This is a genomic window from Mycobacterium sp. 852014-52144_SCH5372336, assembly GCF_001665615.1.
GTDB classification, from domain to species: Bacteria; Actinomycetota; Actinomycetes; order Mycobacteriales; family Mycobacteriaceae; genus Mycobacterium; species Mycobacterium neumannii_A.
Map to the genome: position 1 here is coordinate 83,783 of NZ_LZSW01000018.1, position 21,424 is coordinate 105,206.

Here is a 21,424-nt window from a genome sequence, read left to right on the forward strand (position 1 = left end):
TGTTCTCGTGCGCTACTTCATGGTCGGCAGGACGAACTCGGCGCCGTCCTTGATGCCCGACGGCCACCGCTGCGTGACGGTCTTCGTCTTGGTGTAGAACAGGATCGAATGTGGACCGTGCTGGTTGAGGTCCCCGAAACCGGACCGCTTCCAACCGCCGAAGGTGTGGTAGGCCACCGGAACCGGGATCGGCACGTTGACGCCCACCATGCCGACCTGCACGCGTGACACGAAGTCGCGAGCCGCGTCGCCGTCGCGCGTGAAGATCGCCACGCCGTTGCCGTACTCGTGCTCCGAGGGCAGCGCCAGCGCCTCCTCGTAGTCCTTTGCGCGCACAATGCACAGCACCGGCCCGAAGATCTCGTCGGTGTAGATCGACATGTCGGTGGTGACGTGGTCGAACAGGGTGGGGCCGATGAACCAGCCGTTTTCCAGGCTGTCGTCGCCGAATTGCAGTTCATCGCTGGCGCGTTCGCGGCCGTCGACGACGATCTCGGCACCCGCCTCGACGCCGGCGTCGATGTAGCCGCGCACCCGCTGCAGCGCCGCCTCGGTCACCAGCGGCCCGTAATCGGCCTTCGGGTCCAGGCTGTGGCCCACCCGCAGGTTGTTGATCCGCTCGACGAGCCGGGCGCGCAAGCGATCTGCGGTCTCATCGCCAACAGGAACCGCGACGCTGATCGCCATGCAGCGCTCGCCCGCACTGCCGTAGCCGGCGCCGATCAGCGCGTCGACGGCCTGGTCGAGGTCGGCATCGGGCATCACGATCATGTGGTTCTTCGCGCCGCCGAAGCACTGCGCGCGCTTACCGTTGGCCGTCGCGCCCGCGTAGATGTACTGCGCGATATCGGAGCTGCCGACGAAGCCGACGGCCTGGATCGCCGGGTGTTCGAGGATGGCGTCGACGGCTTCCTTGTCACCGTGCACAACCTGGAAGACGCCGGGGGGCAGGCCCGCCTCGAGGAACAGTTCGGCCAGCCGGACCGGCACCGACGGGTCCCGCTCGGACGGCTTGAGGATGAACGCGTTGCCGCACGCCAACGCGGGGCCGGCTTTCCACAGCGGGATCATCGCCGGGAAGTTGAACGGGGTGATGCCCGCGACGACGCCGAGCGGCTGGCGCAGCGAGTACACGTCGATACCCGGTCCCGCGCCCTCGGTGAACTCACCCTTGAGCAGGTGCGGGATGCCGACGCTGAACTCGATGACCTCGAGGCCGCGCTGGATGTCGCCGAGGGAGTCGGCGTGGGTCTTGCCGTGCTCGAGAGACAGCAGTTGGGCGAGCTCGTCAGCGTTCTGGTTGACCAGCTCGATGAACTTCATCAGCACGCGGGCCCGGCGTTGCGGGTTCCAGGCCGCCCACGACTTCTGGGCCTCGGCCGCACCCGTGACCGCCACGTCGACGTCGGCGGCCGATGCCATCACGACCTGCGCTTGCACCTCACCCGTACTGGGGTTGAAGACGTCGGCGGTGCGGCCCGACTGGCCATTGGTGCGCTTACCGTCGATGAAATGCGGAACCTGGGTGGTCATGAACGTGCCCCTCACTACTAGATAGTTGGATATCCTAGTAATGCGGTGGCGTGCGACGCAAGAGCGCCCCGGAGGCGTGTTTGGGCGGCCCGGTCAGTCCTTCAAACCGAGCGGCCCGGCCAGTTCGGTCAGCGTGGGGATCAACACGTCCCATCCGCCGAGCACCTGGATCGCGACATGATCGGCGCCGGACTCCAGGTGCTCGTTGAGTCGAGCGGCGATCGCGTCGGGTGTGCCGTGGGCGACGAGCGCGTCGATCAGCCGGTCGCTGCCGGGCTTGGCGACGTCGTCCTCGGTGAAGCCCAAACGCTTCCAGTTGTTCAGGTAGTTCGACAGGTTGAGGTAGAAATCGACTGTCTGCCTACCGATCTCGCGGGAGGCCTCGGCGTCCCTGGCCAGCACGACCTTGTGCTCGGGGGCGATGAACACCGTGGGCCCCAGCAGGTTTCGCGCTTCCCCAGTGTGCTGCGGGGTGGTCAGGTACGGATGCGCCCCGGCACTGCGCTGCGCTGCGAGCTTGAGCACCTTCGGCCCCAGCGCCGCGATCACCCGCCGGCTCGTCGGCACCTTCTTCGCATCCAGCGCGTCCAGGTACTCGACGAGCACGTCATACGGTTTGCGGTACTCCTCGGTGTGCTCGGGATGACCGATACCGATGCCCAGCAGGAAGCGGCCCGGATACGCGTCCTCAACGAGGTGGTAGGCGTCGGCGACCTCGCCGGCGGGCGCCGTCCACACGTTGATGATCCCGGTCGCGACCTGAAGGTTCTCAGTGCGCTCGAGGATCGGCTCGACGTATTCCAGGTTGCCGGCAGGCGATCCGCCGATCCACACCGCGCCGTAGCCGAGCTTCTCGATCTCCACGGCCTGTTCGGGTTTCGGAACGCCGAACGTCCATACGCCGTAGCGGCCGAAATTGGGCTTGAGCTCAGTCATACGGATCCCTTCGGTGGTGGCGTCACTTCAATCCGAGCGGACCCGCCAATTGAGCCAACGCGTCCACCAGCTTGTCCGGTCCGGTGAGCATCTGCACGGGCACGTGGTCGGCGCCCGCTTCGAGATGCTCGTTGAGCCGTTCGGCTATGGCGTCGACGGTGCCATACGCCACCACGGCATCGACAAGCCGGTCGCTGCCCGGCTTCGCGACCTCGTCGTCGGTGAATCCGAGACGCTTCCAGCTGTTGAGATAGTTCGTCAGGTTGAGATAGATGTCGAGCGCCTTGCGGCCGACCGCGCGGGCACTCTCGGCATCGGTGGTCGGCACCACTTTGTGTTCGGGTGCGATGAACGCATCCGGGCCGATCAGCTTGCGCGCCTCGGCGGTGTGTTCCGGCGTCGTCAGGTAGGGGTGCGGCCCGGCGGCGCGCTGCGCGGACAGCGTGAGCACCCGCGGACCGAGCGCGGCGACCACCCTTCTGTCCTTCGGCACCCCGTACTCGTCGAGCTTGTCGAGGTAGGCGACGAGCGCGTCGTACGGTTTCTGATATTCGGTGTGGGCTTCGGGGTGGCCGACGCCGATACCCAGCACAAATCGTCCCGGATGGGTCTTCTCGATGCGGTGGAAGGACTCGCTGAGGGGCTCGGCGGCCGCGGTCCAGATGTTGACGATGCCGGTCGCCAGTTTAAGAGTCTTCGTCGCCTCGAGAATCGGTTCCACCCAGGACAATTCGGCCGCAGGCGAACCGCCCGCCCAGATCGCCCCGTAGCCGAGGTCTTCGATGGCCCGCAGCTGCTCCGGGCTCAGCTTCTGCCACATCGAGTAATGGCCGAACGCGCCGTACCTGCCGAGATCGGGTTTCGTCATGGTCGCTCCAACTTCTCGGTGGCCAAGGGATATCCGGCTATCCGGCTGTGAGGGGAAGTTCCGCCGAGGTCGGCGCTTCGGGGGCCGGCGCAACCAACGGTAGATCGATGACGAACCGGGTGTCGCCGGGCGCGGACGTGACCTGGATGTCGCCGTGGTGCTTCTCGACGATGATGCGCCGGGCGAGATCGAGCCCCAGGCCGGTGCCCTGACCGAACGGCTTGGTCGTGAAGAACGGTGTGAAGATGCGGTCGATGTTCTTCTCGGCGATGCCTTGGCCGTCGTCGCAGATCTCGACGCGGACCATCTCGTCATCCTTGCGCGACGTGCGGATGGTCAACGTGCCCTCATAGTTCATCGCCTGGATGGCGTTGTCGATGATGTTGGTCCAGACCTCGTTGAGATCGCCTGGGTAGCACATCAATTGAGGCAGTGTGGTGTCCTTCTCCCACACCAGCGCGACCGGTTTGTCCTTACCTACCTTGTCGCCGAAGATGGTCTTGATCGTGCTGTGGATCAGCTCGTGGACGTTGGCGGCCTGATACTCGCTGCGGTCCATCTGCGAATACTGCTTGGCACCGGCCAGCAGCGCCGAGATCCGCTTGCTGGCGTCGGCGATCTCGTTCATCCGTAGTTCGGCGTCGATCGTGTACTTCAACCAGCCCAACGCGCTTTGCAGCGTCGCCGAGCAGTCGACGTCATCGATCGAGGCCTGCACACGTTCGAGCCAGTCGAGGTCCAGACCCGCCTCCACAAACGTCGGTGCGTAGTCCCAGGCGCTGGCGATGCCGCGGCCCTCCAGCCAGTCGCCGATGTGCTCTTCCCGGTCGGACAACTCGAGCGCAGTGAGTTCCTGCGCCTTGGACTTGGCGACCTGCTCGGCGACTTCGTCCTGGATCCGTACGAGCACCCGCAACGCTTCCGGGGTGAACTTGCCGTCGGCCAGCATCGCCAGCTTGTAGCGCATCTTGCCGACGCCTTCGCGAAGGTCGGCCACCGCGCGGGCGGCGGCTGCCGCCGGGTTGTTGAGCTGATGGGTCAGGCCGGCGGTGATCGTGCCCAGCGCCAGCAGCTTCTCGCGCTGGCCGAGGATCTGGCTCTGACGCCGGCCGCCGACGCGGTGCCCCTCGAGCAAGTGCACGGCCATCGGGAACTCCGCCTGCATGAACTTGGCGAACGCCTCGGCGTCGAGCACGAAGAAGCGCGACGGCCTCGTGACGCGGACCGAGGCTTCATAGAGGTGCTCCTCATCGGGGACGTAGGCCGACCACGCGCCGCAGTACACCCCGCGCTGGGACGTGCGATTGGTCTGAATGTCCACGCCGCCCGAGCGCTTCGACATCACCAGTTCACCGTCGAGCAGCACGTAGAAGCAGGTTGCCGGGTCGCCCTCGGTGCACACGGGACCGGGTTCGAACGTGGCGATATGGCCGTTGTCGCACAGCACCTGTAGTTGCCGGTCGGTGAGCGCCTCGAACAGGAACAGCGAGCGCAGTTCATCGGGTATGCACTGGTTCTCGTTGTCGCCCATCACGCCTCCGCCAGGTATCGGTGCACCAACATCACCGCCATCGACCCTTCGCCGACGGCGGCCGCCACCCTCTTGGCGGATTCGGAACGCACATCTCCTGTAACAAACACACCGGGCACACTTGTTTCCAGGTGATGCGGCGGACGGTCCAACGTCCAGCCGGCCACGTCGCGCAGATCGGGCCCGGCGAGGATGAATCCGTGGTCGTCGCGGGCGATACCGGCCTGTTCCACCCAGTCGGTGCGCGGTTCGGCCCCGATGAAGATGAACATGCGCCCGCACGTGTGTTCCTCGCGCTCGCCGGTGTTCAGGTTCTGCAGGCAGATGCGTTCCAGGTGGCCGTTGCCTTCGACCTTGTGCACGGCGGTGTGCGGGAGTTCGCGGATGTTGTCGGTCGCCCTGATCTGCTGGATCAGGTAGTAGGACATCGAATCCTCGAGGGTGCGGCGGCAGACGATGCTCACCTTCTTCGCGGTTCGCGACAGGAACATCGCGGCCTGTCCCGCGGAGTTGGCGCCGCCGATGACGAAGACCTCCTCGTCCTCGCACTCGGCGGCCACCGACGAGGTGGCTCCGTAGTAGACGCCCGCGCCGGTGAGATCGGCGCAGCCCTCGGCGGGCAGCTGGCGGTACTCCACGCCCATCGCCAGGATCACCGCCCGCGTCCCGATCGATCGGCCGTCGGACAGGTGGACGGTGCGGGCGTTGCCGTCGATCTCTAGCGCGCTGACCTCGGCCGCGGTGATGAGCTCGGCGGAGAACTTCTCGGCTTGTCTGCGGGCGCGCTCGGCGAGCTGAGACCCCGACACGCCGTCGGGAAAGCCGAGGTAATTCTCGATCCGCGAGCTCTGGCCGGCCTGCCCACCCGTGGCCGTGCGCTCGATGAGCACGGTCTTGAGGCCCTCGGAGGCGCCGTAGACCGCCGCGGCCAGACCCGCGGGGCCGCCGCCGATGACGACCAGATCGTAGAAGTCCTCCGAGGGCGTGATCGACAGGCCGAGCGTCGCGCCGAGTTCGGCGTCGTCCGGAGCGACGAGCGTCTCGCCCTGTTCGGTGACCACCACCGGAAGGGTCAGCCCGTCGAGGCCTGCGGCGTCGAGCAGCTTCCTGCCCTTGGGTTCGTCGGCTCGGAACCACGTGTAGTAGAGCCGGTTGCGGGCGAGGAACTCCCGGACTTCCGACGAGCGCACGTTCCACGGATGCCCGATGATCTTGGTGTGCGGGATCGCCCGATCTCCGGTCTCGCGCCAAGCCTCGATCAGCGCGTCGATCACCGGATAGAGCTTCTCCTGCGGGGGATCCCACGGTTTGAGCAGGTAGTGGTCGAGGTCGACGACGTTGATCGCGTCGATCGCGGCGTGCGTGTCGGCATATGCGGTCAGCAGCACGCGGCGGGCCATCGGGAAGATGTCCATCGCCTCTTCGAGGAACTCGATCCCGCTCATCTGCGGCATCCGGTAGTCGGCGACGAACACCGCGACAGTCTCACCACGCAGTTTGAGTTCATTGAGCGTCGCGAGCGCATCGGGGCCGTTCTCGGCGCGCACGACGCGGAACGCCTCGCCGTAGTGGCGGCGCAGATCGCGGGCCACGGCGCGCGACACCGCCGGATCGTCATCGACGCTCAAAATGACGGGTTTACGAGGCTGGGGCGAGGGGCCGGTCATCGCGTACAAGTATGCGCCCAACGTCCAGCCGATATCGGGGTCAGTCGCTCAGGTGCTCTGCGAAACCTCCCGGGGTCGACGAGAGCGCCTTCCTGACGGGTGCCGGTTGAGCGCTTCGGTGATTTCCCGCCTGCGGGTTCGCAGGGTGCGCTGTGCTATGCCCCGCATCATCTCTTCTGCTCCATCACGAAGTGCGGTATGTCGAACCAGGGATGCCCGACCGCGCTGCCGCTGCCGCGCACCACAAGGCGGTCCGTCCCACTTCTCGGCGGAGCGCGAAGGACCAACAGCCCGAGGCTTTCTCGCCCCGTTGCAGCCGCCCGAAGTCAGTCGGTGACACCAGCACGAGATGTGATCCGGGTTCACTGCCGTTGACCACTTCTCGTAGGGCCACCGGCCACCGGTGATGGCTAGGGACCGAAGTCACCTATGCGCCAGACGAAGCGGCAGAACGACGTGGTCGTGTATAAGGGCCGCCACATTTGTCCTGCACAGTGGTGAGCGCCACTTGGCGCTGGGCGGCCTGCACCGAATCCGGCTCAGCCTCAGCGCGATTGCACGCTTTGACAGGTGACCAATGGCACTACGGGTACGACGACCGCGTGGCTACTGTCGGAGATGTGGGAACAGACGACATCGGCATCGGCGCCGACAACGACGCACGGACTCCGCACCGCCCCACCGTGCCGCGGATACAGGCGCCGCTGCGCAATGCGGTGCAACCGCTGACGAGAACTGGCGGTTACTACGCGCGCTCGTGGCGCGACTACCTCCACGACGGCCGCGATCAGACGCCGACCGTGCGGCCGACGGTCGCGTTGGCCGCCGAGGCGTTCCGTGACGAAGTGGTGCTGCTCGGACTGCGAGCGCGGCGTCCGCTCAGCGATCCGCGGGCGTTCGAGCGGATCCACGGTGAAGTGGTGGCGGCGCTGGATTTCTACGGAGAGCGTGGATGCCTCGACGATCCGACGGCGTTCTTCGCAGCGCCGGGGCCGCCCAGCGATTTGGACGTCTCACCGGTGCGTCGCCGCAACCGCTCCTATTACCGGTTGCGCTGGAGCAGCGGGTACCGGCCGGACGCCGCCGAACCGGGCGCCGACCGCTGGCTGGGTTATGGCGCCGTCTCCCGCGGCTACGGTCTGCTGCTGCGCCACCCCGAACCGCGGCCGTGGCTGGTGTGTGTCCACGGCACCGAGATGGGGCGGGCAGCGATCGACCTGGCGATCTTCCGCGCCTGGTACCTGCACGAGGAGTTGGGTCTCAACGTCGTGATGCCGGTGCTGCCGATGCACGGTCCGCGCGCCAAGGGACTGCCGAAAGGTGCGGTGTTCCCCGGCGAGGACGTCCTCGACGACATCCACGCCACCGCGCAGGCGGTGTGGGACGTCCGCAGCCTGCTGTCGTGGATCCGCCGGCAGCAGCCAAAAGCGCCGATCGGCGTGTACGGCCTGTCGTTGGGCGGTTTCATCGCGGCGTTGGTGGCCAGCCTCGACGACGACCTGGAATGCGCGGTGCTGGGCGTGCCGGTCGCAGACCTGGTCGGGCTTTTGGCGCGGCACTCCGGCATGGACAGCGACGATCCGCGGATGGAGACGATCAGGCTGGCCGCCCCGCTGGGCCGGATGATCTCGCCGCTGTCGTTGCTGCCACAGGTCCCGATGGGCGGGCGCTTCATCTACGCGGGCATCGCCGACCAGGTGGTCCACCCTCGCGAGCAGATCGACCGGCTCTGGGAGCACTGGGGCCGTCCCGATATCCAGTGGTACCGCGGCGGGCACACCGGCTTCTTCAGGTCCCGGCCCGTGCACCGGTTCGTCACGGCCGCGCTGGTGCAATCGGGCCTGGTCCGCGGCAGTGACGCAGAACCGGACCGGCCCGAGACGGCGACGGGTTGACGGAGCCCTCCGTCGCGATTTTGGGCGCGGCCGGTGGGCGAGTACCATGGATCAACGGTGCGGTGATCGCGCCGACTCTTTGCGTGCCCTGTTCAGGAATTTCTGGCTACTGGCTCACGTTCTGTAGTCGGAGCAAATGCTGCGCCGCAAGCAGTATCCGCCGCTCGCGGCGGGAAGGCGCCAACGATCAGGACACGGAGGATCTCCGAAAAACAATGGCCAAGAAAGACGGTGCCATAGAGGTCGAGGGTCGAGTGGTCGAACCCCTGCCCAATGCGATGTTCCGCATTGAGCTGGAGAACGGACACAAGGTCCTTGCCCACATCAGCGGCAAGATGCGGCAGCACTACATCCGCATCCTGCCCGAGGACCGCGTCGTGGTGGAGCTGTCTCCCTACGACCTGTCCCGGGGCCGCATCGTTTACCGGTACAAGTAAAAAACAGACACTCCAGAAGAACAGGATCGAACGAGCCGTGAAGGTGAACCCGAGCGTCAAGCCCATTTGCGATAAGTGCAGGGTGATCCGCCGGCATGGGCGGGTCATGGTGATCTGCTCTGATCCACGCCACAAGCAGCGGCAGGGTTAGAACCCGCCGGCTGCCGACACAACTGAATGACGAAACCCCAGTACCACTGAGCTGCCCGGCGCGTCAGCGCCAAAAAGACGTATCAGCGCCGCTCGTCACGTCCGGCACGGAGGCCGGACCCCATATGAGGGAACGGACTGGGACAAGACCTCCGCATAGAAGAAGGAACACCGCCTGATGGCACGTCTCGTGGGCGTCGACCTCCCGCGCGATAAGCGCATGGAGATCGCCCTGACCTATATCTACGGCGTCGGCCGTACCCGCTCCCAAGAGATTCTGGACGCCACCGGCATCAGCCGGGATCTGCGCACCAAGGACCTGACCGATGATCAGGTGACCCAGCTGCGCGACTACATCGAAGCCAACCTCAAGGTGGAGGGCGATCTGCGCCGCGAGGTGCAGGCCGACATCCGCCGCAAGATCGAGATCGGCTGCTACCAGGGTCTGCGGCACCGCCGTGGACTTCCGGTGCGCGGCCAGCGGACCAAGACCAACGCGCGCACCCGCAAGGGTCCCAAGCGCACCATCGCCGGCAAGAAGAAGGCCAGGTAATCGACGATGCCACCCGCCAAAAAGACCGCGGCCGGCCCCAAGAAGGGGCAGAAGACCCGTCGCAGGGAAAAGAAGAACGTCCCGCACGGCGCCGCGCACATCAAGAGCACGTTCAACAACACGATCGTGACGATCACCGACCCGCAGGGCAACGTCATCGCCTGGGCGTCGTCGGGGCACGTGGGCTTCAAGGGCTCGCGTAAGTCCACACCGTTCGCCGCGCAGCTGGCCGCCGAGAACGCCGCCCGCAAGGCGCAGGAACACGGCGTGAAGAAGGTCGACGTGTTCGTCAAGGGCCCGGGCTCGGGCCGCGAGACCGCGATCCGGTCGCTGCAGGCCGCCGGCCTCGAGGTCGGCGCGATCGCCGATGTCACGCCGCAGCCGCACAACGGGTGCCGTCCGCCGAAGCGGCGCCGGGTCTAGTAGGACGAGGAGAAACAGACAATGGCTCGTTACACCGGACCCGCGACCCGCAAGTCCCGCCGCCTCGGCGTGGACCTGGTCGGCGGCGATCAGTCGTTCGAGAAGCGCCCTTACCCGCCCGGCCAGCATGGTCGCGCGCGGATCAAGGAAAGCGAATACCGCCTGCAGCTGCAGGAGAAGCAGAAGGCCCGCTTCTCCTACGGCGTGATGGAGAAGCAGTTCCGTCGCTACTACGAGGAGGCCAACCGGCTGCCCGGCAAGACCGGTGACAACCTGCTGCGCATCCTGGAGAGCCGGCTGGACAACGTCATCTACCGCGCAGGCCTGGCCCGCACCCGCCGGATGGCGCGGCAGTTGGTCAGCCACGGTCACTTCCTGGTCAACGGTGTCAAGGTCGACATCCCGAGCTACCGGGTGTCGCAGTACGACATCATCGACGTGAAGGAAAAGTCGCTGAACACCGATCCGTTCGTGATCGCACGGGAAACCGCGGGCGACCGCCCGATCCCGTCGTGGCTCCAGGTCGTCGGCGAGCGTCAGCGCATCCTGGTGCACCAGTTGCCGGAGCGCGCGCAGATCGACGTGCCGCTGTCCGAGCAGCTGATCGTCGAGCTGTACTCGAAGTAAGGCTTCCCGCCGCCCGGATGGCGGTAGGGATTTGCGGCATCAAATAGCGGGTGCCGTAGAGGAGGAAGAAACACATGCTGATTTCTCAGCGCCCCACACTGTCCGAAGATGTCAAGGCCGAGAACCGCTCCCAGTTCGTCATCGAGCCGCTGGAGCCGGGTTTCGGTTACACCCTTGGCAATTCGCTTCGGCGTACGCTGCTGTCGTCCATCCCGGGCGCGGCGGTCACCAGCATCCGCATCGACGGAGTGCTGCACGAGTTCACCACGGTGCCCGGAGTCAAGGAAGACGTCACCGACATCATCCTGAACCTCAAGGGCCTGGTCGTCTCGTCGGAAGAGGACGAGCCGGTCACCATGTACCTGCGCAAGCAGGGGCCGGGTGAGGTCACCGCGGGTGACATCGTTCCGCCCGCGGGCGTGACGGTGCACAACCCCGAGATGCACATCGCCACCCTCAACGACAAGGGCAAGCTCGAGGTGGAGCTCGTCGTCGAGCGCGGTCGCGGCTACGTGCCGGCCGTGCAGAACAAGGCCTCGGGCGCCGAAATCGGCCGCATCCCTGTCGATTCGATCTACTCGCCGGTGCTCAAGGTCACCTACAAGGTGGAGGCCACCCGCGTCGAGCAGCGCACCGACTTCGACAAGCTGATCCTCGACGTCGAGACCAAGAACTCGATCACGCCGCGTGACGCGCTCGCATCCGCGGGCAAGACGCTGGTCGAATTGTTCGGTCTGGCACGGGAACTCAACGTCGAGGCCGAAGGCATCGAGATCGGGCCCTCCCCGGCCGAGGCCGATCACATCGCCAGCTTCGCGCTCCCGATCGACGATCTGGACCTGACGGTGCGGTCGTACAACTGCCTCAAGCGCGAGGGTGTGCACACCGTGGGCGAACTGGTCGCACGCACGGAGTCCGATCTGCTGGACATTCGCAACTTCGGCCAGAAGTCCATCGACGAGGTGAAGATCAAGTTGCACCAGCTCGGCCTGTCGCTCAAGGACAGCCCGGCCTCGTTCGATCCGTCCGAGGTCGCCGGCTACGACGTCGCCACCGGCACCTGGAACAGCGATGCCGGCTACGACCTGGACGACAACCAGGACTACGCCGAAACCGAACAGCTCTAAACAACAGAGTCCGTCCCGGCCCTACCTGATACGGGGGTCGGCCCCACATAGGAGATAGTCGCAATGCCCAAGCCCACCAAGGGCCCTCGCCTCGGCGGGTCGTCCTCGCACCAGAAGGCGCTGCTGGCCAACCTGGCCACCTCGCTCTTCGAGCACGGCCGCATCAAGACCACCGAGCCGAAGGCACGGGCGTTGCGTCCCTATGCGGAAAAGCTCATCACGCACGCCAAGAAGGGCACGCTGCACAACCGGCGTGAGGTGATGAAGAAGATCCGCGACAAGGACATCGTGCACACGCTGTTCGCCGAGATCGGCCCGTTCTACGCCGACCGCGAGGGCGGCTACACCCGCATCATCAAGGTCGAGAACCGCAAGGGCGACAATGCCCCGATGGCGGTCATCGAGCTGGTGCGGGAGAAGACGGTGACCTCGGAAGCCAACCGTGCACGCCGGAGCCGCTCCGGCGGCGACGTCGGATCCGGTGCCGCGGGCGCGCAGAAGACCGAGCAGCCGGTCGCGGCCGCGTCGGCCCCGCAGGCCGCGGTCGTGCCCGAGGCCGCCGAGGGCCCCACCGAGGAGGAATCGGTCGAGGAGGCCAGGACCGAATCGAGCGAGGCCGAGTCGTCCGAGGGCGCTGAGGCCGAGGCTTCGGCCGACGAGCCTGCGCAGGTTGAGGCCGATAAGGATGACGACAAGTCCTGAGGACGTCATGAGCGAGCCCGCCATCGAATCCGGTGGCGGGCTCGTTCGTCTTCGGCTCGACATCGCCTACGACGGAACCGAGTTCGCCGGCTGGGCGGTCCAGACAGGACAGCGCACCGTGGCCGGTGTCCTCGAGGAGGCGCTGTCGACGGTGTTCCGCACCGCGGTGGTGGTGCGCGGGGCGGGTCGTACCGACGCCGGTGTGCACGCCACCGGTCAGGTCGCTCATGTCGATGTGCCCGAAGAGGCCCTGCCACACGCTTATCCGCGTGCGACGCGTCCCGGCGACAGCGAGTTCCTGCCGCTGGTGCGACGGCTCGGCCGGTTCCTGCCCCGAGATGTGCGCGTGCTCGACATCGAGCGTGCCGCCGCCGGTTTCGACGCCCGCTTCTCCGCGCTGCGCCGCCACTACGTCTATCGATTGTCGACGGCGCCATACGGTGTCGAACCGCACGAGGCGCGCTTTGTCACTGCCTGGCCGCGCCCGCTCGACGTGGACGCGATGACCGAGGCGTCACGGAAGCTACTGGGGCTGCACGACTTCGCCGCATTCTGTCGGCACCGCGACGGCGCCACCACCATCCGCGACCTGCAGCGCCTGGACTGGTCGCGTGAGGGGGCGCGCGTCACCGCGCATGTCAGCGCCGACGCCTTCTGCTGGTCCATGGTCCGGTCACTGGTCGGTGCGCTGCTGGCGGTCGGCGAACACCGCCGCGAACCCGACTGGTGCGCAAGTTTGTTGGCCGCCGATCGGCGGTCCAGCCAATTCGCGGCAGCGCCTGCCCAGGGGTTGACCCTCGTCGGCGTCGACTACCCGTCAGACGATCAGCTCGAAGCGCGCACGAAGGTCACCCGCGACCTGCGGGTGGTCGACTAGACCCGACTAGATCCGGGCCGCGATGAAGTCGGCCGCCTGGTTGACCATGCCCGCGTTCACATACGCTCGCGCCGCGTGGTCGGGCCAGTTGCCCTCCCAGGTCTTCGGCTCTGCGGGGTTGCAGATCGGATCGGCACCGTGGCACAACTCGATGGTGCGCTCGCCGTAGAGCGGGCTGAAGTTCGTGATCGGCCCGGCCCATGCGATGCCGTTGCCGAACAGTGCGACCGCGGCGATGTGGCGGTCCATTCCCGGAGGCAGCGGCTTGTCGAACCCGAACGCGGCGATGGGTGCGGCCAGCACGACGTCGGTCACCGCGGCGCCCAGCGAGTATCCGCCGAGTACCAGCCGGGTGTCTGGGCACCGTGCCGCCATGTCCTGGATCCGTGAACTCATGTCGTTGGCGCCGATGTCGATCTCGTAGTCGGCCGGATAGTTCACGGAATAGAGGTTGATGTTCTTGTCGGTCTTGTTGCGCAGCGCGCTGATGAGCGCGTTGCCGATCACGCCGGCACCGGGTGACTCGGTGCGACCGCGGGCGAAGATGAGCTCCGCTTGCGGGCAAGACTGCGCGGCGGCGACGGACAAAAGGCCATGGGTGCCCTGCGGGACGGGCGCGATCAGCCCCGCGACCGCGAGGACGACCGCCCCGATGAGCAGCATTCCCCGGCGCCCCAAGCAGCGAACAAGATCGTTTTGCACTCCGCCGATCCTATAGGAACTAATCAACGCCGACGAAGGTAATCCTCCGCGGTTGCCGCGACCTCAGACCAGACGCGCCACGAAATCCGCAGCCCGGTTCGCCATTCCGGCTCCGACGTAATCGCTGTGGGCGAACGGATTGCGGCCGCGGGAACAGATCGGGTCGCCGTCGGTGCACAGGTCGATCGCCCGTCCACCGAAAATCGGCGCCGAGGTGATCGGGTTGCCGAACTTGGTCGCCGGGTTGCCGAACACCGCGACGGCCGCGACGTTGGGCGCGACGTTCGGTGGCAGCACCGGGCCCAGCGCGCCGATCCGGTTCCCCAGCGGCGGGATGCCGGCGAGCATATCGACGACCGCAGCGCCCTGAGAGAACCCGCCGAGCACGATGCGCGAGTCCGGACATGACTGCGCGGTGTTGGTGACGAACGCCGCTGCGTCGGCGGCACCGTCGGCCGCCATCGCGAAGTCGTAGGTGGCCGGGTAGGTCACCCCGTAGGCCGACAGCGTGCGGTCCCCGACCTGCGGGCGCAGCGCGTCGACGAAGGCCTGGCCGACACGGCCGATGCCGGGAGGTTCACCGGTTCCGCGGGCGAACACCACCGTTACGTCTGAGCAGTCCTGCGCCGAAGCGAGGGGTGGCGCCAGAAGGGCGGGGGTCAATCCGGTTGCCGCGATGACGGCGGCGCCGGCGAACCGACGACGAAGGCGAGCGAAATCCACGGGACGAGATGATATCGCCGCGCGGGATCAGACCAGGCCGGCGACGAAGTTCGCGGCCTCCTGGACCAGTCCGGCGGTCACGTAGTCGTTGTGGGCGAACGGGTTACGCCCCCGGGAGCAGATCGGGTCGCCGTCCTTGCACAGGTCGATCGCGCGGCCGGAGAACACCGACTTGGTGATCGGGTTGTTGAATTTGGTCGCCGGGTTGCCGAACACCGCGACGGCGGCGACGTTGGGCACCAGGCTGCCGGGCAGCGGGGGAGCCGAACCGATCGAGCCGATCTTGTTGCCGAGCGGCGGAACACCCGCCAGCATGTCGACGACCGCGGCCCCCTGGGAGTACCCGCCGAGCACGATGCGGGTGCTCGGGCACTGCTGCGCCAGCATCGCGATGCGGTTCGTGGCGTCGGTCGCGCCGTCGGCGGCGGCCAGGAAGTCGTATGACGCGGGATAGTCGACCGCGTACGTGCTGATGGTGCGCCCTCCGGTCAGGCCGCGCAGCGCGTTGACGAACGCGGTGCCCGGCGTGCCCAGGCCGGGGGTGTCGTCGGTGCCGCGAGCGAAGATCACCTCGATATCGCTGCACGAGGACCTCGAGGATCCGTATCCGGGGCTGGTGGCCGCCGGCCCGGGGGTGGCGCCGGAACCGTATCCGGGGCTGACGGGGCCGGGTGGGGGGCCGGGCTGGGCGGCCGCCAGCGGGGCCGCGCCGCCGACGAGTGCGGCGACTGCGGCAACCGCGGCCGCCGCTCGGGCCGTCTCGCGCAGCAAAGTCACGCGGACATACTCACATACCAAGGGGTCTGCGGGCTAACAGTTCGCTCGCACGGACGACTCCCCGGGTGGGCCGTCCGGCCACGTCGTCTCGGCAACCGCTTCGGAACGGTCGCCTGCTCGTGCCAGCGCCAGGCCGCCCAGGACGATGGCACCTCCGACCGCCTGCGTGGGGGTGATCGCTTCGCCCAGCAGGATCCAGGCCGCCAGCACCGCGAACATCACCTCGGAAAGGCCGACCAGCGATGCGAAGCGTGGCCGCAGCCGGGCGATGCCCATGATGCCCAGCGTGTAGGCCACCGCGGTGGCGATGACGCCCAGGGCGATGACCGGCACGATCCACGAGGTGGTGTATCCGGCGATGACGGTGTCGGCGGCGGTGAACGTCAACGGCATGATCCCCGTCAGTCCGAGGAGCGTGACCGCGACCGAGCCGACGATCAGCCCCGCCGCGGCCAGTGTGACCGGGTTGATTCCGTCGCTGTGGCCCGGGTAGCCGGCGTTGGCCGACATCAGGAAATATCCGGCTGCGCAGACGGCGGCCGCCAGCCCCCAGCCCACGCCGACAACGTTGATGTGCGCGCCCGAGAACACGTCGAGCACCAGCATGATCCCGGCGATCGCCAGCCCGACACCGGCCAGGGTCAGGGTGGTCGGGCGACGGCGTGTGGTGGCCCAGACCCAGGCGACGACGATGACCGGCGAGGTGTACTCCAGCAGCAGCGCGACGCCGACGGACAGGTGCGCGACGGCGTTGTAGTAGAACAGCTGCGCACCCGCGATCGGGACGACGCCGTAGGCGAGAACCGTCGTCGGGTGGCGCAGCGCTTCGCGAACCCACCCGCGCCTGACGATGCTGGCGAAAATCGCCATCACCAGCGCGCCGCCCGCCAGCCGGGCGACGACCGCGGCGGTCGGACTCCAGCCCGCGGTCATCAGCGCCTTCGCGAAGGGGCCCGAAGAGCCGAACGCGACCGCCGAACCGACCGCCAGCATCAGCCCGATCCGGAAGTGGTCGGCAGCGGGCCGCGTGCCCGATGCCGTCACGGCCATGGTCGACCTCCGAGGGTATGTAAGGAGTAAAATAATCTACGCTCCTGACATTTAACGGCGAGAGGCGTCATGAGTCAAATGCTTTTCAGTCATGACACCGAGCTCACCTTGCGGGCCGCGTGTGAGCTCATCAACAGCGATCGCGTCGACGGTGAACGGCTGGGCGACATGGCGGCGTTGAACACCTATCTCGACAGCTTCGGCTGGACGGGCCGCCGTGACCGCGACGCCGAGGAACTCGAGTCGGTTCATCGGCTTCGCGACCGCCTGGGCAGGATCTGGGCGGTCGCCGAGGATGAGGAGAGCACAGTGGCTCAGGTCAACGCACTGCTCGCCGACACCAACGCCTCGCCGTGGCTGACTCGGCATCCGGAGATGCCGGAGTGGCACCTGCACCTCGCGTCGGTGGACGACCCGCTGTGGCAGCGGATGGGCGCGGAGATGGCGATGGCGCTGGCCGACCTGATCCGTATCGGCGAGCTGCGCCGCCTCAAGATGTGCGCGGCGTCAGACTGTGACGCGGTGCTGGTCGACATGTCCCGCAACCGGTCGGGCAAGTTCTGCGACACCGGCAATTGCGGCAACCGCCAACACGTGGCGGCGTACCGGGAGCGTCGAGCCATGGAGCACGGCCGAAAGCGGTGACGGTGTGGGCTCCCCGCAGGCCTTAGGCTTTCGGCGGGGGAGTGATGACGGGGCGATCGACCACCAGACTGCAGACCAGCGGACACCGCTTCTTGCTGCGGCGCATGCAGCATGCCCTCGTCCGCGGCGACGTGCAGATGCTCGACGATCCGATGCGCGCGCAGGCACTTTCGTTGTCGGTCGGCTCGGTTCTGGCAGTCATCGGGCTCGGGGTGGCCGCCGTCCTGGCGTTTCTCCAGCCCAGAGGCGGACTCGGTGACGCTCCGATCGTGATGGTGCGCGACACGGGCGCCCTCTACGTGCGGATCGACCACAATCTGCACCCGGTCCCCAACCTCGCTTCGGCCCGGCTGATCACCGCTTCGGCGGCCAAACCCCGGCTCGTCAGCGCGTCGGCCGTCGACCGGGCCTCGAGGGGTGCGTCGCTCGGCATCCCGGGCGCCCCTGACATGATCGGCGCGCCGCTGACGCAGGACAAGTCGGGATGGCTTGTGTGCGAGGGTGATTCGTCGATGGCGACGGTGCTGGTGGGGTCCGCCGACGAGAAGCGCGCCGCGGCGGCAAGCGTCCTGGTGAGCGCGGCGGGGGAAGGTGCGGCGACGACGTATCTGCTCTTTGATGGGCGGCGCGCGAAAGTGGATCTGCGTAATCCGGCCGTGGTGCGTGCGCTCGAACTCGACGGCGTTGCGCCACGGCCGGTCACCCGCACCTTGCTCAACACCGTGCCGGAGGTGCCCGAACTCGCGGCGCCCGCCATCCGCGGCGCCGGAGCGCCCGCGCCGGCGCCGCTGCACGGACTGCGGGTCGGCGCCGTGATCCGTGTGCCGCATGCCGAGTCGTCGCAGCACTACGTGGTACTGAGGACGGGAGTGCAGCGGATCGGCATCGTGGCGGCCGATCTCATCCGGTTCACCCAGCCGCAGGCCGCACACGAGATCGTCACTGTCGAGCCCGGCGCGATCGGCACCGTCCCTGTGGTTGACGAGCTACCCGTCGGACAGTTCCCCGAACGTGCCGGTGCCGCAACCGATCCGGTCGTATGCGCGCGGTGGCAGTGGTCAGCGGTCTCCGAATCGGTCGTCACGGGAACCCTCGCGGGCGACGCGATACCCGACAGCGTTGAGCTGCGGCCGGCGCAGCTGGCGCACGCCGACGCCGAAGGGCCCCGAATCGACGCCTTCGCGATGAGCGGGGGTCGCAGCGCGTACGTGCGCGCGGCGGGCGTGACTGGTGACGGTGCACGAAGTGGAACGCTTTTCCTGGTGAACGACGCCGGGGTGGTCTTCGGCATCCGGGATCAGGAGACGGCCGAGCGACTCGGGCTGACCGGCGATCCGCTGCCGGCGCCGTGGCCCTTGTTGGCGCGACTGCCGCGCGGGCCGGAGCTGAGTGTCGAGGCCGCGTCAGTCGCGAGCGGGGGAGTGGGGCCGACGTAACCGCCTCACCGACAACGTCATCGCGATGACGCCTACGACCGCCAGGCAGACGATGGCTCCGCGGGTGGCGGTCCGCGCCGCGTGTCCGTCCGGTGGTTGCTGTCGCGACAGCGACACCACCGTCGGGTGGCCGGGCTCGGTGGGGAAGGTGGCGCCGCCGGTGACCGCGGCAAGGGTGTCGACGACGCCATGACCGACGAGCGGATTCCAGCCGCCGGCCGGGTTCCGCGCGGTGTCTTCGATACGACGCATGACCTCCCGGGCGGTCAACTGCGGCGAACGTGACCGCAGCAGCGCAACGATCCCGCTGACAACGGGTGCGGCGTAACTGGTTCCCGCGAGCGGCTTCTCACCGGCGGATGTGGGTAGCGCGGCGACTAACCCGTCGCCAGCGCGATCCAGCGACACCACCCGCTCCCCGGGAGCGGCGACGTCGACCCAGGGACCCGCCAACGTGAACTCCGAAGGCGCACCGCTCGGTCCGACCGATCCGACCGTCAAGACGTAGTCGTCGTACCAGGCCGGGCTCACCACCGCTTTGACGTCGTCCCAGTCCGGTCGTCCCGGTCGGGCCGGATTCTGATGCTCACACTGTCCCGGCGCGCCGGCATTGCCCGCGGCGGCCACCACCACGACGTTCTTCACGTCGACCGCATACGCCAATGCGGCGCCCAGAGGTCCGTCGTCCAAAGCCGTGCCCACGGTGACACAGGCGACGGTCGAGACGTTGATCACGGTGGCGCCCATGTCCGCCGCGGTGCGGACCGCGCGAGCGAGGGTGTCCACGTCGCCGAAACCGGATGTTCCCCTGGCATCTTCGGCGCTGAACTTCGTGCTCGACTGGCGGATGGCGATGATCGTGGCCTCGGGTGCGATACCGCTGAACGCGTCGGCGGTAGCCGAATCCGGTGCGGCGCCGACGATCCCCGCGACGATCGTGCCGTGGCCGTCGCAATCGTCGGTGCCGTCGCCGCTGGACACGTAGTCGCCGCCGGGCACCAGGCGAGGCAACAGTCGGTGGCGCGAGACACCGGTGTCGATCACCGCGACGCTCTGACCGGCTCCTCTGGTGAGTTGCCAGACCGACCGCAGATCCAGCTCGCGCAGTTGGCCGCCGGGATCGCCGCCGGGGGTGGCCTTCTGTGCGATCGTGCATGGGTCCGTCTGCTCGGTGGGTTGCGGCGGTGCCGGCGATTGCGAGTGGGGAAGCAGCGAATCATCGACGCGCGGCGGTGTTATCGCGGCCGCCTCGGGGGTGACGATCAGCGGAGCCGAGGCGAATGCGGTGGCGACGATGATACGAATGAGCGGTGTCACGTCAGCGCCAGGTTGCGGACGAGGCCGAAGACGCCGGCGATCCAGCAGCCCAGCGGTACCACGGCCGCCAATGCCGCGTACTCGGTCAGTTCGGCAGCGCGGCGCGCCGCCAGGCCGGGTGTGAAGCGCAGGAGCGGGATCAGAAGTCCGGTGCCTGCCACAGCCGCCAGAGCCCCCAACCAGTGGGCGTGCTGCCGAAAGGCTACTGCGAGGACCACGAACGCCGCTGTGAGCGCGACGAAGCCGCTCGCTGCCAACGCGGCGCGGCGCGCGGTCCCGATATGAGTACGGGTGCGCAGTAACAGCGCGGCACCGACGACACCGTCGAACGCCGCAGCCGGCACGGAGAACTCGCGCGCCTCGAGGGAACCGAAGCCAACGGACACGGCGGCGATGGCCGCGGCGATCGATGCGCCGGCGGCCATCGCGGTCAGCAGGTCGTGGGCACGCGCCGCCTCGCTCTCCTCAACACAGTCGGGAAGACGATCCAAGTCGTCGTCGGGCGGGGCGGGGCCGATGCGGGTGAGCGCAATGGCCAGCCGCGGGGCCAGACTCAGCGTCGCCAGCGCCAGGGCCGCGAGCAACGCGCCCGAAGCCGTCCCACCGAGGCGCCATGCGACCGAGGCCGCCGAGGCCGCAGTGCACAGCAGTGACGTGGTGGCGATCGCGGCGAGCGGCACAAGACCACGACCGTTGAGGCGCAACGAGACCACCGCGGTGGCCAACGCCGCCGAGGAAGCAAGCAGCAGATGCGCGGCGAGCGGGCCGCCAGGTACCGCGACGGCACCCGTCACCGCCGCCGTCATCACCGCGATCACGCTTAATGTGGTGCACAGCAACGGTTCCGAGTGCGTACGCCCACTGATGGCGGCGGCGGTGACCGCGGCGCAGGTCAGTGTGGCGCCGATGAGAACCGGAAGCGTGCGGCCAGCTGGGCCGGCCGACCACAAGAGCGCGATACCGCCGATTCCCGCAGCGACCACGCTGCCGGTCACGCACAGTATGCGCGGAACACCACTGGTCGCGGGCTGCCGCCTGGTCACCGTGCGAGTGGCATCGCGGTCGGCGAAGACCGGGTCTGGAACGTCCTCGGCGCTGAGCCACAGCACCTCTCCGTCGCGGACCTGGTTGTCGGGCAACGTCAGTGACTCGTCCAGCGCCGATCCGTCGATTCGGTGTAGCCGCCACCGCTCTTGGGCCTCCCGGTGATCGGGCTGAACCAGCTCGACGATCGACGGGAGCATGTCGCCCAGGTAGGCCCGGCGGGGAAGCGCCAGATCCACAGTCTGGGCCGTATCCGCCCCATCGACGTGAATGCTCACTCGGCAGCCTGAACCAGCCATCGCATCCCCCCTACGGTGCCCGTGTGGTTACCGTAACGCCGCCGACGACGGGGCCTCGACACTTGTTTGGTCGGCTGTGGATGGAACCGAACGGATCCCGGCCGC

At 67.7% G+C, this 21,424-nt stretch carries 22 protein-coding genes; 11 read left to right on the top strand and 11 right to left on the bottom strand.

Annotated features, from left to right (window positions below; all coding sequences use genetic code 11):
* Positions 1–12: 12 nt before the first annotated feature.
* From A5759_RS02895 to A5759_RS02915, 5 genes are all read right to left on the bottom strand, one after another.
* A complete protein-coding gene (locus A5759_RS02895) occupies positions 13–1,533 on the bottom strand; it encodes a CoA-acylating methylmalonate-semialdehyde dehydrogenase (RefSeq protein ID WP_068193917.1) in 1,521 nt (506 codons plus the stop codon).
* Positions 1,534–1,626: 93 nt separating this feature from the next.
* Positions 1,627–2,469 (bottom strand): LLM class F420-dependent oxidoreductase, encoded by an 843-nt coding sequence (locus tag A5759_RS02900; protein WP_068193517.1) that lies wholly within the window; start codon positions 2,467–2,469, stop codon positions 1,627–1,629.
* A gap of 22 nt (positions 2,470–2,491) precedes the next feature.
* Positions 2,492–3,337, bottom strand: coding sequence for an LLM class F420-dependent oxidoreductase (locus A5759_RS02905; protein ID WP_068193520.1), 846 nt, complete (start codon positions 3,335–3,337; stop codon positions 2,492–2,494).
* A 37-nt stretch (positions 3,338–3,374) separates the two neighbouring features.
* Positions 3,375–4,868, bottom strand: coding sequence for an ATP-binding protein (locus A5759_RS02910; RefSeq protein ID WP_068193522.1), 1,494 nt, complete (start codon positions 4,866–4,868; stop codon positions 3,375–3,377).
* Entirely contained in the window at positions 4,868–6,535 is a 1,668-nt protein-coding gene (locus tag A5759_RS02915; protein WP_068193525.1) for an FAD-dependent oxidoreductase, read from the bottom strand. Before A5759_RS02915 ends, A5759_RS02910 begins: the two co-directional genes overlap by 1 nt.
* A gap of 716 nt (positions 6,536–7,251) precedes the next feature.
* Between A5759_RS02915 and A5759_RS02920 the strand changes: the two genes are divergently transcribed.
* The 9 genes from A5759_RS02920 to truA all read left to right on the top strand — a co-directional run bounded on the left by A5759_RS02920 (position 7,252) and on the right by truA (position 13,326).
* On the top strand, positions 7,252–8,430 hold the full coding sequence (locus tag A5759_RS02920; RefSeq protein WP_369816162.1) for an alpha/beta hydrolase family protein: 1,179 nt from the start codon (positions 7,252–7,254) through the stop codon (positions 8,428–8,430).
* 215 nt (positions 8,431–8,645) lie between these two features.
* Entirely contained in the window at positions 8,646–8,867 is a 222-nt protein-coding gene (infA, locus tag A5759_RS02925; RefSeq protein WP_003418601.1) for a translation initiation factor IF-1, read from the top strand.
* Positions 8,868–8,904: 37 nt separating this feature from the next.
* Positions 8,905–9,018, top strand: a complete 114-nt coding sequence (gene rpmJ, locus A5759_RS25485; protein ID WP_003879483.1) for a 50S ribosomal protein L36 — start codon at positions 8,905–8,907, stop codon at positions 9,016–9,018.
* Positions 9,019–9,195: 177 nt separating this feature from the next.
* Positions 9,196–9,570, top strand: coding sequence for a 30S ribosomal protein S13 (gene rpsM / locus A5759_RS02930; protein ID WP_064345640.1), 375 nt, complete (start codon positions 9,196–9,198; stop codon positions 9,568–9,570).
* Between the two features lie 6 nt (positions 9,571–9,576).
* Positions 9,577–9,993: a 30S ribosomal protein S11 gene (rpsK, locus tag A5759_RS02935; RefSeq protein WP_064345641.1), complete on the top strand. Its 417-nt coding sequence runs from the start codon at positions 9,577–9,579 to the stop codon at positions 9,991–9,993.
* A 21-nt stretch (positions 9,994–10,014) separates the two neighbouring features.
* On the top strand, positions 10,015–10,620 hold the full coding sequence (gene rpsD / locus A5759_RS02940; RefSeq protein WP_064399046.1) for a 30S ribosomal protein S4: 606 nt from the start codon (positions 10,015–10,017) through the stop codon (positions 10,618–10,620).
* Between the two features lie 74 nt (positions 10,621–10,694).
* On the top strand, positions 10,695–11,747 hold the full coding sequence (locus A5759_RS02945; protein WP_064399044.1) for a DNA-directed RNA polymerase subunit alpha: 1,053 nt from the start codon (positions 10,695–10,697) through the stop codon (positions 11,745–11,747).
* A gap of 63 nt (positions 11,748–11,810) precedes the next feature.
* A complete protein-coding gene (rplQ, locus tag A5759_RS02950; RefSeq protein ID WP_068193527.1) occupies positions 11,811–12,449 on the top strand; it encodes a 50S ribosomal protein L17 in 639 nt (212 codons plus the stop codon).
* A gap of 7 nt (positions 12,450–12,456) precedes the next feature.
* Complete coding sequence (truA, locus tag A5759_RS02955; protein WP_068193531.1) at positions 12,457–13,326, top strand: tRNA pseudouridine(38-40) synthase TruA; 870 nt, start codon at positions 12,457–12,459, stop codon at positions 13,324–13,326.
* 6 nt (positions 13,327–13,332) lie between these two features.
* On the opposite strand, the gene A5759_RS02960 is transcribed toward truA, so the two are convergent.
* The 4 genes from A5759_RS02960 to A5759_RS02975 form a co-directional block, all read right to left on the bottom strand.
* A complete protein-coding gene (locus A5759_RS02960; protein ID WP_068193535.1) occupies positions 13,333–13,989 on the bottom strand; it encodes a cutinase family protein in 657 nt (218 codons plus the stop codon).
* Positions 13,990–14,091: 102 nt separating this feature from the next.
* On the bottom strand, positions 14,092–14,751 hold the full coding sequence (locus tag A5759_RS02965; RefSeq protein WP_068193538.1) for a cutinase family protein: 660 nt from the start codon (positions 14,749–14,751) through the stop codon (positions 14,092–14,094).
* 27 nt (positions 14,752–14,778) lie between these two features.
* Complete coding sequence (locus tag A5759_RS02970) at positions 14,779–15,528, bottom strand: cutinase family protein (RefSeq protein WP_369816160.1); 750 nt, start codon at positions 15,526–15,528, stop codon at positions 14,779–14,781.
* Positions 15,529–15,561: 33 nt separating this feature from the next.
* Positions 15,562–16,578, bottom strand: coding sequence for a DMT family transporter (locus tag A5759_RS02975; RefSeq protein WP_068193541.1), 1,017 nt, complete (start codon positions 16,576–16,578; stop codon positions 15,562–15,564).
* A 78-nt stretch (positions 16,579–16,656) separates the two neighbouring features.
* Between A5759_RS02975 and A5759_RS02980 the strand changes: the two genes are divergently transcribed.
* Positions 16,657–17,223: a CGNR zinc finger domain-containing protein gene (locus A5759_RS02980; protein WP_068193544.1), complete on the top strand. Its 567-nt coding sequence runs from the start codon at positions 16,657–16,659 to the stop codon at positions 17,221–17,223.
* 44 nt (positions 17,224–17,267) lie between these two features.
* Complete coding sequence (gene eccB / locus A5759_RS02985) at positions 17,268–18,659, top strand: type VII secretion protein EccB (RefSeq protein WP_068193547.1); 1,392 nt, start codon at positions 17,268–17,270, stop codon at positions 18,657–18,659.
* Here the strand turns inward: eccB and mycP are convergent.
* Both mycP and eccD read right to left on the bottom strand, forming a co-directional pair.
* Positions 18,627–19,976, bottom strand: coding sequence for a type VII secretion-associated serine protease mycosin (gene mycP / locus A5759_RS02990; protein ID WP_068193549.1), 1,350 nt, complete (start codon positions 19,974–19,976; stop codon positions 18,627–18,629). The two genes, eccB and mycP, sit on opposite strands and share 33 nt — an antisense overlap.
* Positions 19,973–21,319 (bottom strand): type VII secretion integral membrane protein EccD, encoded by a 1,347-nt coding sequence (gene eccD, locus A5759_RS02995; RefSeq protein ID WP_082961938.1) that lies wholly within the window; start codon positions 21,317–21,319, stop codon positions 19,973–19,975. Before eccD ends, mycP begins: the two co-directional genes overlap by 4 nt.
* Between the last annotated feature and the right edge of the window lie 105 nt (positions 21,320–21,424).